Raw genomic sequence first — 15956 nt, forward strand, 5'->3', positions numbered from 1 at the left:
CTAGTTAAGTCGGTTTAAACTACTAGTATGTAAAACATGCTAGTCGAAAGGGAGCGATGCACGTGGCAGCCGACGCGAACAGTCAGATGCTAAAAGGAATTTTACAAGGGTGCTTGCTTATTTTACTGGCGCGAAAAGAACAATACGGTTATGCCATCAGTGAATCGCTTGATCTTTTCGGATTTGGCGACGTCCCCAAAGGCACCATCTACCCACTATTGATGACGATGGAGAAAAAAGGCCTGCTAGTCAGCCATATGCGCCCGTCACCGGATGGCCCGCAGCGTAAATACTATGCCGTGACGCCTTTGGGAGAAACTGCCCGCCAGACTTTTATGGTGCAATGGTCGGAACTTAAGGATCATGTCGAACAGCTTATTGCCGATCAACCGGAAGAATAGAACAGGTTACAATCGCGCTAGTTCACGCTCCATAACGCGTTCACTGACGCAGAAGTCTGCGGCTAAGGCTACTTACACTTCGACTTCTGACCGCGCCAGTTCACGCGCACTTATACGAGGAGGCCTTGACGATGAAAAAACGGAAACAAGCAGTCAAAAAGATGGTTGCGGAGAACAATGAACTACGTAAACAGTTAACTAAGGAAAACCGTGACTATTACGAGAATCTGCTGACTTACTTAAGAGGAAAATCTTTCTTACGCGATGATTATCAAGTCGAGCAAAACTTGTTAACTATTTTGCAGGACTTAATTGATGCTCAGGCGGATGGGGTTGAGGCTGCTGCTTATTTTGGCCAGAATCCGGAAGCAACGGCCAATGATTTGCTGAAGACGATTCCGTTCAATCTCGCTGACTTCTTCTGGTTTAATTTAAAACTGGTTTTCATGATGTTTTTTATTTTGTGGATTCCGAAGCTAGCTAACCCGGTCATGACCCTTGATATCGGGATGACATTTCTTTGCGGCGTCATTGCAATTATTGGCAGCTGGTGTTTTGTTTGGCTTTTAGGTGGTTCTGCTTTTGCAAAACACACTCGTATTCAAATTTTTAGTTTAATCGTTTTTAGCATTATTGTCTTTGCTGTTATGTTTTTCGTGTCAATTTTTGTTAAAACCGGCTGGCGGATCACGCTTCCCTCCCAAGTATCACTCGCGGTTATTGTCTTAGGTTTAGTCATTATCGTTATTTTCCCATTCGTCCAGCATCTAAATGAGTTCAACATTTTCTTCTATCTTTATGTTGCGTTTTACTTCGTTTTAGGATTGCTTCTTCGTCTTCCACAAACCAAGCCTTTTCTAACAGCTAAAGTCAACTTAGGTCCGTGGAAATGGGTCGTTATCATTGGGCTTGTGCTCTTTTCACTCGCGATTGGAGGACTTGTTTACCGGTTTTATCAACGCCGCCATCCAGACTAACCGTTGCGTGTATCGCGTGTCGGTACGAGAATTCGCGCCAACGGGTTTTCTAGGCCGCAAATTCAGCTACAATAGATGGCATACGTTCCAACTGAAGGAGTGACTATTTTGATCCCTAATGAAACCATCCGGCACCAGCTTCACCACCGCTCGATTCGGCAATTTAAACCGGAACAGCTTAGCCAGCAAACGATCCGCACATTGCTTGATGTCGCTCAGCATACGGCAAGTTCCATGTATCTGCAGCTGTTTTCGGTTATTCATATTCTCGATCCGCAAATCCGGGCTAAAATTGCCGAAATTAGCACACAAGGCTATTTAAACGGTCCTGGGGAATTATTTATTTTTATTGCTGATTTGAATCGCGTTGCCACCTTGACCGCCGCTGCCAATCACCCGCTTGATCGCGTTGGGCGGATGGACAAGTTTCTCCAGGCAAGCGCCGATGCTACCTTGGCACTGCAAAATATGGTGGTGGCCGCTGAAAGCCTGGGTCTTGGAACCGTCACACTAGGCAGTATTCAAAATGATGCCCAAGCCATGATTGATTTATTGCATCTGCCGAAGTACACATTTCCATTGTTAGGCTTAGCAGTGGGCTTGCCAGCTGACCAGCCAGACGAAAAGCCGCGCATGCCTCAGTCGCTGGTTGCTTTCACCAATCATTATGGTGAACCGGCGCCAAAAGCAGATGTACTGAGCGACTATGATCAAACAGTGCATAATTATTACGCCACCCGTCATGGTTCCCATCGTAAGGAGACCTACACCGACCTCGCAGTGAGTGCCGGAAGCTATACGCCGGCAAAACGCGCTGATTTATTTGATGTGATGCGTCATCAAGGCTTCTTCCCTGAAAGCTAACCGTTTGTTTTTCTTTTTGGTCCATACCTGTATTGTTAACAATACTAACCGCTTGAAGCGTTGATCAAGCGGTTATTTTTGTGTCTTCTGTCGAGCATTTAAAATAGATGAAGAATTATTGACCCACCAGTCAATTTCTTGTTGACTGATGGGTCAATGGCGACTATACTTCGGTTGAAATGAGCGATGATTGACTACTGTAACGAAAACATCGGCTCTCGGTTCGTTCAACGACTTGGTATCCGCACGCACCATACCGTAGAAACACGCGCTGACTCACGCTCACTTTACTTAGGAGGTTAGTCATGACAACAAATGTTATCGAACTTGACCATATTCAAAAAAGATTTGGTAAGTTTGAGGCTTTAAAAGATGTCAGTTTTACGTTGGCGTCAGGCCAGGTTTTAGGCTTTTTAGGGCCGAATGGTGCTGGCAAGTCGACAACGATTCGGATTATTTTGGGGTTACTAAAGAAAACCAGCGGCTCGGTAACCGTATTTGGCAAGGACGCTTGGCATGATGATGCTGCGATTCATCCGCGAATTGCTTACATCCCGGGCGATGTTTATCTGTGGCCGAATTTGTCCGGCGGCGAAATCATTGACTTGTTACTCCGCTTAAACGGGCGGACTCATAATCAAAAAACCGATGAACTGATGCAACGATTCGAATTTGATCCGAAGAAAAAAGCCCGTACCTACTCAAAAGGTAACCGCCAAAAAGTTGCGATCATCGCCGCTTTGTCACAAGACGCTGATCTTTACATTTTCGATGAGCCAACGTCAGGACTGGATCCGTTGAATGAGCAAACTTTTCAACAAGAAGTGCTTAAACTCAAGCAGGCGGGAAAAAGTGTTTTGCTCTCCAGTCACATTCTGTCAGAAGTGGAACGAATGTGTGACTCGATTGTGATTATTCGTGACGGCAGCGTGATTGAAAGTGGCAATCTCGCCCAAATGCAGCATTTATCGCGTTTACGCGTTGAAGTCACGTCGACAACGGCTTTGGATAGTTTGACCCAATCAACCGGTATTCATGAGCTGACCTTTCCAGAGAGACAGCACACGAAGGCCATTTTCACTGCTGATCGCGATGACCTAAGTGCGATCATGCAAACCTTAGCTAGCCATGCGATCCTGGATTTGCAAGTCACGCCGCCAACTTTGGAAGATCTCTTTATGCGCTATTACGAAAAAGAAGGTGCTGATCATGCGGCACAATAATCGCCATGCTGGTTACCTATTCCAGGCTAATTTGAAACAAAACTTCAAATTTTCTGGCATTTGGCTTGTGATCCTCATCATGATGATCATCAGTGGAGCTGCCAAATTGGAAGCAGCTTTTGCAAACGGCACAGCTGGGGCGAAGGATATCGTCAAAATGCTGCAAGCACCAGGCATGGCGGCGATGTTTGGTGCCACGCCAAAAGTTGTCACCTATAACTCGGCTATTATCTTTGCTGGCGTTATGGTTGTGTTCATGATCATTCTGCAAGCATTGTGGGTCATGCCGCTGATGATTCGCGACACGCGGGGGCAAGAAGAAAGCGGGTTGCTGGAAATGGTGCGTGCACGCAATGTTGGCCGCACCGCCGCTGTCACTGCGGCTATTTTCGAATTGATTTTTAGCAGTCTCGTTATGGGACTCACCTACTTGATCAGCTTGGTCGCCATTAAAATGGATGGTGCGACCCTTGCAGGCGACTTGCTATTTGCTTTAGGAATGGTCGTTGCCAATTTTGTCTTCGGCACGATTGCACTGCTATTTTCCCAGCTTGCCAATAACAGTCGTACCGCCAGCATGCTGAGTTATATGGTACTCATGATTGCTTATCTCATGCGGCTAGTCACCGATATCAACCATCAACAGCTGACCTGGCTTTCACCAATCGGCTGGTTTGAAAAAGCCAACTTTTATACCGACAACAACCCTGTACCCCTGCTTTTAGGGCTTATCGTCAGCGCACTGCTTGCAGGCGTGGCCGTCATGATCGCCCAAACACGGGATCTTGGCACGGGGATCATTGCTGAAAACGGTGGCCGTCCGCGAGCGGCAAACTGGCTGCGCTCCATGCCTGCTTTAGTCTGGCGCACCGAACGCGGCTTGTTGGCTGGCTGGTTAGTCGGGGCCGTTGTTTTTGGCGGCGTGATGGGCAGCGTGCTCGGTGGCGTAGGTGATATTCTGAAAACCAATCCAATTTATCGAAAACTTTTGGATGTCAGCCAAATTAACGCTGCCAATCAAACCATGGTGCTTTCGTTTTTGGCGATGTACATGGGCATTTTTGTGGCCTTGGCGGTGACAGCGGGCGTTCAGATTGCCTTTCGACTCAAACATGACGATCAGCACGGCTATCTCAGCATCATTCACGCCGAAAAGCCAACCCGCATTTTAATCAGCGCCAGTTACAATGGCATGGCCTTGTTAGCCGGCGTTTTGGTGCTGACAGTTGGCTTACTCGCCTTGTTTTTCACCGGCAATCAGGTGCTGAGTCATCCGCTGCCAGCGAAGTACCTTGGTCGACTCTTTATTGGTGGCATTCCGGCTGTCTTGGCTTTCATTGCGTTAGGCATCGCCCTGTCTGGTTTATGGCCGCGCCTGAGCAATCTTTTCTGGTTGTATATGGGCGCCGGGCTGATTGTGCAAGTCTTCCGCGGCTTATTCGATTTGCCCAAACACGCCGCCGACTTTACGCCATTTGGCTGGATTGCCGATGTCCCACTCAAAACGCTGGCCCAACCATGGCTGCCCGTGATGCTCATTAGCGCCATTATCCTAGTTATATTGGGAATGGCCGGTTACCGCAGACAGGACTTGAGCGTATGAAAAATGTCGTCAATGATCCGCAAAAAGTCACCCGAATTCTCGCAACGGCTACCACCGCTTTTGGCCAACAAGGCTTTGCTAAAACCAAAACCGATGATATTGCCGCAACGGCAGGTGTTTCTAAGGGGCTTATCTTCCACTACTTCGGTAACAAACAAGACCTTTATCTAGATACTTTTAAAACCGCGTATCATCGTATTTATGATCATATGAACCCCCATAAATGGCAGGACGCACCAGGACTGGCAGCGATGATGACGCAAGCCGTTAAATACGAGATGCAACTGCAGCTGAAATTTCCGGACGAGTATCGCCTTATGATGCAGGCTTATGCCGACTTATCGCATTTTCCTAAACCCTTACAGCAACAAATCCAGCAAGAAACCCAGGCAATTTCGGCTGAAGCCAACCGTATTTTCCGCCAAAAAATCGAGCAACTCCCGCGCCGGGACGGTGTTTCGGTTGCTGACATTTTTAGTGTGGTTTCCGCCGTCATTGCCCAGCAAACGGCTACCACCACCCGGATGATTGCAACCGGCCATTACCGCAACTTTGATGATTTACAGGTTGTCGTGGACCAGATGGATCGTCAGCTGAAAATTATCGAGCATGGGTTTTTACCTGATTGATAGGAAAGTCGGTTTAGTCTCTGATTATTATCAGTTTTGCATCGAATGCCCGTATTCAAACCATGTAAATCAAGTCACCCACAAAAAACTCAGGCACGCCGCTACCGCACAAAAGCTAGCGAGTTGCCTGAGTTTTTCCCTGTCTAACTAATCCTGACTTTTAGTAGCTTTAAAGAGTCGCAGATACAACCCAAAATTAACCAACCCAATCAGAAGCAACAAGCCAAATGCCAGCTGACTGCCGATCCCGACGTTTTGGGCGTGGGTTAAACCCGGAACGGTGACGGCGGTCATCATGCCGGCCAACACCGTGGTGCCAATTGAACCGGTAACTTGTTGGCCGGTACTATACAGCGCATTGGCGTCGCTTTGATACTGATGTGCCATCACCTTCAGTCCATAAGCCGTGCTGTTACCAAATGCCATCGAGCGGCCAATGGCAAAAATCAGGTACAGCACCGTGACCCATAGCACGCTAATATGCCGCCCCCAAATCGTAAAGCCCAACATGCCCAGTGTAAACAAACTATTGCCTAACAAAAGTGGCAGCCGTCCGCCAAAATGATCCAGCATCCACCCATATACAGGCTGACCAAGTCCATTAAACACACTGCCAGGCAACAAGATTAACCCACCGACAAACGCGCTGGCCCCATCCACGGTTTGCACGTAATTAGGCAGCAAGAAGTTAATGCCGACATTGGAAAACTGCAATAAGATGTAAGGCAAAAAGCTATACAGGAAGCCTGCGTCATGGAAAACATCCAGCTTAAACAGAGCTTTGGCGTGATGTTTTGACAGCCAAAGGAAAACCAGCATGGCAACCACCACCACAAGACCAGCCACACCGGCCAGCGCCCACGTTCGATCACTCACCCCATTCAAGCCGACCGTCAGACTGATCAGCGCCACCCCTAACGCAGCAAACCGCAACCAGTCAAACGCGAATGCGGAAGTATGCGTGTACTGCTTAATCCGCCCTTGTCCTAAAATTAATAACAATAAGGCAAACGGCAGCGTACTCCAGAAAATCATGCGCCAGTCAAAAAAGTTAGCAACTGCACCGCCAAAAGTTGGCCCCAAAGCCGGTCCGATGAGAATGATTAAATTAGCAACGCCCATATACGTCCCTAACTTGCTGGTCGGCACCGTGTCCAAAATAATATTCACCATCAGCGGTCCGCACAAGCCAACACACCCTGCCTGCACCAGCCGACCAATCAGCAACACCCAGAATACCGGCGCCAAAGCACACATCAAATCGCCAATAATAAAAAGCAATGCCGCGGTGATAAACAATTGGCGATTGGTAAAGCGGCGTTTCATGTACGCTGAACTAAGCATGACCAAAGCGGCCGCTAACAAATAACCGGATGTCACCCACTGCACGGTTGTCAACGACACATGAAAGTCATGCATCAGCGTTGGAAATGTGACATTCATCGAAGTTTCCGTCAAAACGCCAAAAAACGACATTAAGGCGACAATGGTGATGACGAATAAGGCGTGGCGAGTATTCTGTTCTTTTGCTTCAATGGTTGTTTTTGTCATGATCGACCCTTCTGTATACGACTGCCGGCCCGTTAGCAAACCCTGCTGGCAATTGCGTTATAGTTTCATGATAGGCCGGATTATTTTCAGTAACAACATTGAATTTCGGCTTGATTGGTGAAAATTCTGCTTTTGGATTGCGGGTTGCGATGAAAACTATTTGTGAAATGAGGTAAGATAAGGATACTTGATGCAAATATTTTTATGGTTTTCGGTTATATTAATCGTGAGTAAACGTGACTGCGCAGGTTCGGTATAGAGGATGGCTCGCATTTCAATATAGTGCGTTCTTCAGCGCAAAAACCGGGCTGGCTCACACTCACTTTAGTTTAGGAGAATTTTTATAATGACAATTATCTTAGTGCTTCTCGGCTTTTTGGTCGGGGCATTTATTATGACCATGGGTGGTGGCGGCGGTGCTTTTTATCTTGGTATTATGACCGGCGTTGCGCATCTTTCACCGAGTACTGCGGCGGCGACATCGCTGTTTACGGCGATTCCGGCGTTGGCGGTGGGGTGTTATAGTCACTATCGCACTGGCAATATGCGTTTTCACGCCGGCAACCGGATTCTGCTGACGGCAGTACCAGCAACGGTTGTCGGTAGTCTGGCCGCACCTTACATACCGGAACTGGTTTATTCATGGTCGATTGCGATTATTTTCATGGTTCTTGGCGTTCAAATGTTGCGCCAATCCTTTGGGCGTAAAGCAAAGAAGACCACCCAGCCGGCATGGTTCGCCTATGTGCTTGGTATGATTAGCGGCTTAATGGTTGGCGTTGCCGGACTAAGTGGTGGCGGCCCGATTATGGCTGGTTTGATGTTGATGGGTTTGGATATGCCGCATGCCGCTGCAACCTCATCTTATGCTTTAGTAGCTTTATCCATCATCGGTTGCTTTCTGCACGCCACTCAAGGAAAAATTGCGTGGACAGTCGGCGGCCTCCTGATGCTCGGCTCGCTGGTTGGTGCCGCAATCACACCCCGCATCCTCAATCGCTTTGACCCGCGTAAGTTGACCGCCATCTTACGTCCGCTCCTCGGTTTGCTTTTAGTCGTCATGGCGATCGAACAAGTATGGTAATGATTTTCAACTTAACCATCAGTTAAAAAATTTGCCAGCAACTTGAAAACGCCGCCATTGTCTTCACTAAGAAGCACCATCATAATGAAGGTGATCAAAAGGGGTGATCATCATGCATTTAAATCAGATTATTCGCACTAAACGCCTGGCAGCAGGCTTAACTCAGGAAGCGCTGGCGCAAAAAGTTGGTGTCACGTCGCCGGCTGTTAGTAAATGGGAAAAAGGTATTTCTTATCCTGATATCACGTTGCTGCCGATTCTCGCACGCAATCTCAACACGGATGTGAATACGTTGTTGGACTTTTCGGCTGACTTAGATCCAGCTGCACTGCGTCGTTTCTATACGAAACTAACCGCAACGGCCCAAAAGGATGGCTGGAAGGCGGCAGTTGCTTTGGTTGATGAAGAACTACGCGAATATCCGTCTGTACCGCAGCTGCAAATGATGGTACCAGCGTTTCTTCAAGGTTTAAAATCTGACATCCCGACAAATGAGTGGCCAGCAGTTCGGGAGCGAATTATTCAACTTTACCAAGCAAGTGAACGACCGCATTCAAGTTTGCCAGAAGCTCAGATCGCAGCGGAAGGGTTATTCCAATTCTTTTTAAGCGAGCACGAATTCGATGCGGCGGAAAAGCAGCTTCAAAATCTACCATCCGAAACCGTTGCTTATCAGGCGCTGAAGCTTAAACTCCAGTTGAGCCAAGGACAGTTTGACAAAGCTTATGTTGATGGCGAACAGCTGCTTACAAGCGATTTCTCCGCCCTTACCATTGTCCTCAATTTGTTAACTCAAGTTGCCATCGCCGATCACCAACTGGCCACGGCTCAGCTTTATGTCGATACACTCCTCAAGTTTGATGCTGTTTTCAATATGTACAGTCCCTGGGCAATTGATTCACAACTACGACTCGCAAAAGCTGCCAACAAACCTAAAGAAGCCATCGCCATACTTCAAAAGTCCATCGACAAGATTGATCGAAAAATACCGGCAGTTCTAAAGCATTTACCTAAGCTTCAGCCAATCGCATCACTTACAGAAGCCCAAAAACAATTAGCCCAAAGCTTTGCTGCTGATCCTGAACTGGACTATTTAAAAGACGACCCTGAATTTCAAAAACTCATCCACCAGTTTGATGCGTAAAATACCTTTTGGCCAATTAGGCTTTTAGGAACTACCAAACTGCAAATAAAAACCTCACCGCGAATTTTCTTGTGATGAGGTTTTTTGTTTGTGCTGGCGATCCTTAATGGTTAATCTTCCCCGTACTTAAGAACTCATACAAGTACCGATTCACCAGTGGATTATGCTCGTGTAATTTACTGTGTTGCGCCTTGCTGTTGGTAATCTCGCGCTCGGTATAACTTTTGGCACGATCTGCTACCAGATATCGCAATGACCGGGCTGAGTTAACCGGCACCCGGCCATCTGAGCCTTTGCCTAGATTTCCATACAAGTTCAAAACCGCGGCTGTTTTGGGAAAATACTGGCGATGCTCGTACATCGGTTTGTACCGATCCGACATTGTACTCGGTCGGCCATCGCTGGCCAGCTTAATATCAAGACCACTATTCATGCCGCCCATCCCCGGAAAGCCATTGAAAGGTCCGGCAATCGTAATGAGTTTCTCCAATGCCGGCGTCCCTTTTTTATCCGGCATGAGGGACCATTCTGCCCAAGCCGTCGAACCCGCAGAATGACCGACTGCATTAAAGGCCTTAACGCCATATCGCTTCTTGACTTGTTTTAGAATCTTATCCAGTGTCGGTGCATCTGGCCGGCCACTACTAAACACCACCGCGATTAATGGATGCCGAATACTTGGCGACCACGACCCACTAACACTAAGCTGTCCGGTGTTGGTCACCGTATATCGTAGGACTTGGCGGAATCCGGGATGTTTGCTGAGATCGTTAATCATGTCCTTTTCAGAACCATAGCCGCCACCAAAGCCGTGAACAAAAATGGTAGGCGTCTGGTAGGTTCCGGCAACCCGTTTGGTCGAAGGGGTCACCCCGCGATTCAGCCACAGCCACGCGCCGCCGCTGACAACAAGAAAGATACTAATGATTAGAAGGACTTTTCCCCGTTTTTTCGTCATCATTCGCCTCGCTCTTCCCGATGCTTCTTGCTTTGCATTGTACCACGCTTACCTTGATTTTGAGGTTTAAGGCTCTTGATTTCAAAATAGTTGTCAAACTTCCTTGGCAATGTCATCGTTTAATGATATAGTGTAATAGATAGCTAATACACTAGTGAGGAGGGACACCGTGGAATTCGATGATAAGGTGCCGATTTATTTTCAAATCAAACAATATCTTTACCAAGCCATTATTACCGATCGGCTCAAATCAGGCGCGCAACTGCCAGCGGTTCGCCAACTTGCCGCTGAGTTAACCGTCAACGTCAACACGGTGCAGCGTGCGTTAAGCGAGTTAATTCAAGAAGGCGTACTCGTGACGCGTAGGGGGAGAGGTAATTTCGTTACTGATGACATTAAAGTGCTGATCGATATGAAAAAACGCGTCATCGGCTCCGAACTTGACCATTTATACCGTCAATTAGCCGACTTGAATCTAACGGCAGACGAAATGAAGGACGCTTTTTCTCAGTATGTTGACGAACAGGAGGAACACCATGACAACTAGCATGATTTCAGCAGAACATCTTACTTATAAACGCAATCGTCATTTGATTTTGGACGATCTTAATCTCAACGTCCACCAAGGCCACTTCATCGGTTTGCTTGGTGCGAATGGCGCCGGGAAGACCACCTTGATGCGACTGTTAAACGGTTTGGCAACCAATTTTACCGGCACCATTCAAATCGGCGCCTCAGAAAGCATTGTCGATCGCAAACAACTCAGCAATTTCAGCGAATCACTCAAAGGTGTCAACGCCAGTCGCACCCTTCAGCAAATCGCCATCGATTATGCCATGATGTACCTCGACTTTTCCGAAAAGGCGTTCGCTGAATTCACCACTGAATATGAATTGGACCTGCACCAAAAACTCAACGCCCTTTCAACCGGGAATCGTAAAAAGTTCATCGCCGCGTTGACTTTGGCCCGCGAAACCCAACTGTATCTGCTTGATGAACCCTTTGAAGGCATTGACAGTATGACCCGCAAACGACTCATCAGCAACATGATCGCTTGGAAACCCGATGCCGCCACCGTGATTATTTCGGATCATCACGTTAACGACATCGTGAATATTCTTGATGAAATCGTTGTCTTAAAAGATAAACATATTGTCGCCCATAAAAACACGGAACAGCTCCGCGCGGAAACCGGCATGAGCGTGGAAGCTTACTATGAAAGTCTGTATCAAGGAGGCAAAAGCAATGACTAATACCTGGACAATGGCAAAAGTGCTGACTCGGCAACGATTTAAGACAGCAGTCAATACATTTATTGTCACGATAGTCGCAGCTGTCATTACCGTTATTTTGGTTTATCTTGCGGGTTCCCCGAAGTTATCCCCACAATTCATTTACAGTATGCTTTCACCTTATGTCTTATTTGGCACCATCTATCTGTTTATTCGGCTCACGATTAAACAGGAACATACCTGGGTTAATAATTATTATCGTGCCGTTCCGATCACAAATTTGAAACTGTATGCCGCCAATCTATTCAGCACGGCGGTTAATTTTGCCTGTTATAGCCTTGCTGAAGGGCTTGTATTAGGTGGCCTGGAATTTTCCGGTCGTGGCATGCACTTGCCAGCTGCTAGTGCCTGGCCAGAGATTATCGAAGGCTTCATTATCATCGCACTAACTTGCCTCTTCATCTGGGCGTTTGTCAGCCTCGTGCATATGTTATCCGTCACCATCATGGCGTTCTTACCAGAAACCCGGATTCGTATTGTTCAATGGGGCATTTATTTAGTCGTCATTGTTATCGCTTCATATCTATTCAATCAACTACAGCGCCTCTTGTTCATGCCGTTACACACTTACAATTTCGGTGCCGTGATCGCTGTTTTCCTCATCATCTTTACCCTCATCTCTGCTATCAACGTCTACTTAGTGGATGGTGAAAAACTATAAAAGTACTTTCATGATAGGCTTTGACAATAGTTAAGTGTATAATAAGTGTAAGCCTTATTTGCCCGAAATGCCTATGCTTTGGGATTTACCCTTGCACTTATCGCTGACCTATCGGAGGAATTGATCATGGTTTATCGTCAAAAAGCAACGCAACTATCACTTGAATCCTTTGGAAGCGCTCTGGGAACACCGCTCAGCCCGGACAACGAGTGGGTTCAATATGCAGAATTGATCCCATGGGCCAAACTTGAAGAGGCATACCAATTACAGTTCCCTTCAAAAACCGGCCGAGCAGCGAAGCCATTTCGATTGCTTTATGGCGCAACGTTGATCCAGTTGAAGAAAGGCCTGACCGACCGCCAAGTTGTCGACGATATCCGTGATACACCAGCCTATCAGTACTTCATCGGATTACCCGAATATCGCGCTAAGAAGCCATTTGAACACACAACGTTGGTGCACTTTCGCCAACGGCTTTCAGCCATCTCAGATTTGATCCGCAACATTACTAATGACTTCACGCGCGAGCGGTTGGAGGCCGATCTACCTGAGGGGACACATGTTTTGATTAGTGATGCGACTGCCGTTCCGGTCAAGATCAAGTATCCCCAAGATACAACGCTGCTTAACCAGAGTCGTTTGAATCTCGAACAAATGGTCACAGATCTGGCCCACGGGTTAGGTGTGGAAATTCCGCGGACGTACAGACGTGAAGCAAAAGGTAAGTGGACCGCTTTTTCGAGGAAACCGCGGCGTCAAAACAAGGAACGCCGCAAACAGCTTCAGGCTCAGCTACAATACATCCGAAGAGATCTGCGATATGTGGCGGAACTGCTTGCGCAAGGCGGTCAGCTCACTGATTGGCAAGCACAGCGTCTGGAAGTGATTAAACAAGTCTATGAGCAGCAGCTCTTCATGTTTGAGAACCACACTCACCATGTCGAGAATCGCATCGTTAGCCTTCAACAGCCGTATATCCGGCCAATCGTGCGAGGTAAGGCAAAGCAGTCCGTTGAGTTTGGCGCCAAGATTGACTGTTCCATGTTGGATGGCGTGATTGATGTAGAGCGTTTCGACTTCAATTCATTTAACGAAAGCACTGATCTTGAAGTAACGCTTGACCATGCTTTTGACCTAGTGGGTGAATATCCGGATGAGGTGCTGGTCGATACTCTCTATCGCACGCGAGATAACATCAATCTGTGTAAGAAGCTAGGCATTAAACTTAATGGGCCAAAGCTGGGTCGAAAGCCCAAACATGTGGATCCGAAACAGCGCAAAGCCGATGTCAGTGCGGAAAACCGTCGCGGTGCCATTGAGCGCAAGTTTGCCTTCTTGAAAGGTTCACTTGGGCTTGACTTAGTGAACACCAGAACGGCTGAGTCCTTGGTGGTAACGGTGGATAGCGCGATTGCATTGGCAAATATCGACCTCCTCCTTAAGCTTTTTTCTGTACCAATTTCTATTGTGGTCGAACAGGGTGGCCTGCATTATCAAATCAACTATAAAGTGACTGAAATTCGGCCAGAAACCGCAGCCTAAATCACCAGGCACTACATAGGAAAACTAGTTTTCTAAAAAATAAAGAAATGGAGCGAATATGATGACGACAACTCTTAGTTTGTACGATGCCTTAGGTGAGGATCAACTCCAAGGTATCAATGGTGGCCGTGGTAAATGCTCAGCGAACGAAGCTAATAAAGCAATGGGAAATGCTTTTGTTGGCGGGTTCGTTGGTGGACTTCCCGGTGGATTCCTCACCGCTCTGGGCGCAGGTGGAGCAGGTGGTTTAGCTACGGGAGCGGGTTACTGGGCGACATGCTGGTGGTAAGGTAGTAGACCTGCCGGATGCGAAAAAGCTGACACGTATTTGTGTCAGCTTTTTTAGAAGAATGATTAAAAAATTCAAAAGGAGTGAAACTCAAATGAAAAAAATCATTAAACTTGCAATAGCTGGATTTATCGGAATAATAACCTTTACTCTAGTGGATGGTGAAAAACTATAAAAGTACTTTCATGATAGGCTTTGACAATAGTTAAGTGTATAATAAGTGTAAGCCTTATTTGCCCGAAATGCCTATGCTTTGGGATTTACCCTTGCACTTATCGCTGACCTATCGGAGGAATTGATCATGGTTTATCGTCAAAAAGCAACGCAACTATCACTTGAATCCTTTGGAAGCGCTCTGGGAACACCGCTCAGCCCGGACAACGAGTGGGTTCAATATGCAGAATTGATCCCATGGGCCAAACTTGAAGAGGCATACCAATTACAGTTCCCTTCAAAAACCGGCCGAGCAGCGAAGCCATTTCGATTGCTTTATGGCGCAACGTTGATCCAGTTGAAGAAAGGCCTGACCGACCGCCAAGTTGTCGACGATATCCGTGATACACCAGCCTATCAGTACTTCATCGGATTACCCGAATATCGCGCTAAGAAGCCATTTGAACACACAACGTTGGTGCACTTTCGCCAACGGCTTTCAGCCATCTCAGATTTGATCCGCAACATTACTAATGACTTCACGCGCGAGCGGTTGGAGGCCGATCTACCTGAGGGGACACATGTTTTGATTAGTGATGCGACTGCCGTTCCGGTCAAGATCAAGTATCCCCAAGATACAACGCTGCTTAACCAGAGTCGTTTGAATCTCGAACAAATGGTCACAGATCTGGCCCACGGGTTAGGTGTGGAAATTCCGCGGACGTACAGACGTGAAGCAAAAGGTAAGTGGACCGCTTTTTCGAGGAAACCGCGGCGTCAAAACAAGGAACGCCGCAAACAGCTTCAGGCTCAGCTACAATACATCCGAAGAGATCTGCGATATGTGGCGGAACTGCTTGCGCAAGGCGGTCAGCTCACTGATTGGCAAGCACAGCGTCTGGAAGTGATTAAACAAGTCTATGAGCAGCAGCTCTTCATGTTTGAGAACCACACTCACCATGTCGAGAATCGCATCGTTAGCCTTCAACAGCCGTATATCCGGCCAATCGTGCGAGGTAAGGCAAAGCAGTCCGTTGAGTTTGGCGCCAAGATTGACTGTTCCATGTTGGATGGCGTGATTGATGTAGAGCGTTTCGACTTCAATTCATTTAACGAAAGCACTGATCTTGAAGTAACGCTTGACCATGCTTTTGACCTAGTGGGTGAATATCCGGATGAGGTGCTGGTCGATACTCTCTATCGCACGCGAGATAACATCAATCTGTGTAAGAAGCTAGGCATTAAACTTAATGGGCCAAAGCTGGGTCGAAAGCCCAAACATGTGGATCCGAAACAGCGCAAAGCCGATGTCAGTGCGGAAAACCGTCGCGGTGCCATTGAGCGCAAGTTTGCCTTCTTGAAAGGTTCACTTGGGCTTGACTTAGTGAACACCAGAACGGCTGAGTCCTTGGTGGTAACGGTGGATAGCGCGATTGCATTGGCAAATATCGACCTCCTCCTTAAGCTTTTTTCTGTACCAATTTCTATTGTGGTCGAACAGGGTGGCCTGCATTATCAAATCAACTATAAAGTGACTGAAATTCGGCCAGAAACCGCAGCCTAAATCACCAGGCACTACTTACTG

General features: G+C 47.3%; 16 protein-coding genes. 14 read left to right on the plus strand and 2 right to left on the minus strand.

What is annotated here, in order from left to right; translation table 11 throughout:
- The first annotated feature begins 62 nt into the window (after positions 1-62).
- The 6 genes from EL173_RS09850 (at position 63) to EL173_RS09875 (ending at position 5697) form a co-directional block, all read left to right on the plus strand.
- Entirely contained in the window at positions 63-401 is a 339-nt protein-coding gene (locus tag EL173_RS09850) for a PadR family transcriptional regulator (protein WP_014571425.1), read from the plus strand.
- A gap of 131 nt (positions 402-532) precedes the next feature.
- The gene (locus EL173_RS09855) at positions 533-1378 is read left to right on the plus strand and encodes a DUF1129 domain-containing protein (RefSeq protein ID WP_005692981.1); all 846 of its coding nucleotides are present in this window, start codon (positions 533-535) and stop codon (positions 1376-1378) included.
- A 75-nt stretch (positions 1379-1453) separates the two neighbouring features.
- Positions 1454-2242: an NADPH-dependent oxidoreductase gene (locus tag EL173_RS09860; RefSeq protein WP_005692979.1), complete on the plus strand. Its 789-nt coding sequence runs from the start codon at positions 1454-1456 to the stop codon at positions 2240-2242.
- 305 nt (positions 2243-2547) lie between these two features.
- Positions 2548-3465 carry an ABC transporter ATP-binding protein gene (locus tag EL173_RS09865; RefSeq protein ID WP_005692978.1) on the plus strand — a complete coding sequence of 306 codons (918 nt, stop codon included), beginning with the start codon at positions 2548-2550 and terminating at the stop codon, positions 3463-3465.
- Positions 3452-5068 carry an ABC transporter permease gene (locus tag EL173_RS09870; protein WP_014571427.1) on the plus strand — a complete coding sequence of 539 codons (1617 nt, stop codon included), beginning with the start codon at positions 3452-3454 and terminating at the stop codon, positions 5066-5068. Before EL173_RS09865 ends, EL173_RS09870 begins: the two co-directional genes overlap by 14 nt.
- Complete coding sequence (locus tag EL173_RS09875) at positions 5065-5697, plus strand: TetR/AcrR family transcriptional regulator (protein ID WP_005692974.1); 633 nt, start codon at positions 5065-5067, stop codon at positions 5695-5697. The genes EL173_RS09870 and EL173_RS09875 overlap by 4 nt, the downstream gene beginning before the upstream one ends.
- Positions 5698-5844: 147 nt before the next feature.
- On the opposite strand, the gene EL173_RS09880 is transcribed toward EL173_RS09875, so the two are convergent.
- A complete protein-coding gene (locus EL173_RS09880; protein WP_005692972.1) occupies positions 5845-7248 on the minus strand; it encodes an MFS transporter in 1404 nt (467 codons plus the stop codon).
- A gap of 346 nt (positions 7249-7594) precedes the next feature.
- Between EL173_RS09880 and EL173_RS09890 the strand changes: the two genes are divergently transcribed.
- Positions 7595-8332: a sulfite exporter TauE/SafE family protein gene (locus EL173_RS09890; protein WP_005692970.1), complete on the plus strand. Its 738-nt coding sequence runs from the start codon at positions 7595-7597 to the stop codon at positions 8330-8332.
- 112 nt (positions 8333-8444) lie between these two features.
- Positions 8445-9476, plus strand: coding sequence for a helix-turn-helix domain-containing protein (locus EL173_RS09895; RefSeq protein WP_014571428.1), 1032 nt, complete (start codon positions 8445-8447; stop codon positions 9474-9476).
- A gap of 103 nt (positions 9477-9579) precedes the next feature.
- Here the strand turns inward: EL173_RS09895 and EL173_RS09900 are convergent, their stop codons facing one another.
- Entirely contained in the window at positions 9580-10437 is an 858-nt protein-coding gene (locus EL173_RS09900) for an alpha/beta hydrolase (protein WP_005692966.1), read from the minus strand.
- 166 nt (positions 10438-10603) lie between these two features.
- Here EL173_RS09900 and EL173_RS09905 point away from each other — a divergent pair, with 166 nt between their 5' ends.
- The 6 genes from EL173_RS09905 (at position 10604) to EL173_RS09935 (ending at position 15935) form a co-directional block, all read left to right on the plus strand.
- On the plus strand, positions 10604-10981 hold the full coding sequence (locus tag EL173_RS09905; RefSeq protein WP_005685986.1) for a GntR family transcriptional regulator: 378 nt from the start codon (positions 10604-10606) through the stop codon (positions 10979-10981).
- On the plus strand, positions 10971-11687 hold the full coding sequence (locus EL173_RS09910) for an ATP-binding cassette domain-containing protein (protein ID WP_005692962.1): 717 nt from the start codon (positions 10971-10973) through the stop codon (positions 11685-11687). Before EL173_RS09905 ends, EL173_RS09910 begins: the two co-directional genes overlap by 11 nt.
- Positions 11680-12387, plus strand: coding sequence for a hypothetical protein (locus EL173_RS09915; RefSeq protein ID WP_019728502.1), 708 nt, complete (start codon positions 11680-11682; stop codon positions 12385-12387). The genes EL173_RS09910 and EL173_RS09915 overlap by 8 nt, the downstream gene beginning before the upstream one ends.
- 126 nt (positions 12388-12513) lie before the next feature.
- Positions 12514-13929 (plus strand): IS5-like element ISLrh2 family transposase, encoded by a 1416-nt coding sequence (locus tag EL173_RS09920; RefSeq protein WP_019728464.1) that lies wholly within the window; start codon positions 12514-12516, stop codon positions 13927-13929.
- Positions 13930-13987: 58 nt separating this feature from the next.
- Positions 13988-14218 (plus strand): hypothetical protein, encoded by a 231-nt coding sequence (locus tag EL173_RS09925; protein WP_005690384.1) that lies wholly within the window; start codon positions 13988-13990, stop codon positions 14216-14218.
- Positions 14219-14519: 301 nt separating this feature from the next.
- The gene (locus tag EL173_RS09935) at positions 14520-15935 is read left to right on the plus strand and encodes an IS5-like element ISLrh2 family transposase (protein WP_019728464.1); all 1416 of its coding nucleotides are present in this window, start codon (positions 14520-14522) and stop codon (positions 15933-15935) included.
- Positions 15936-15956: the final 21 nt, after the last annotated feature.

Source organism: Lacticaseibacillus rhamnosus (genome assembly GCF_900636965.1).
Classification (GTDB): Bacteria; Bacillota; Bacilli; order Lactobacillales; family Lactobacillaceae; genus Lacticaseibacillus; species Lacticaseibacillus rhamnosus.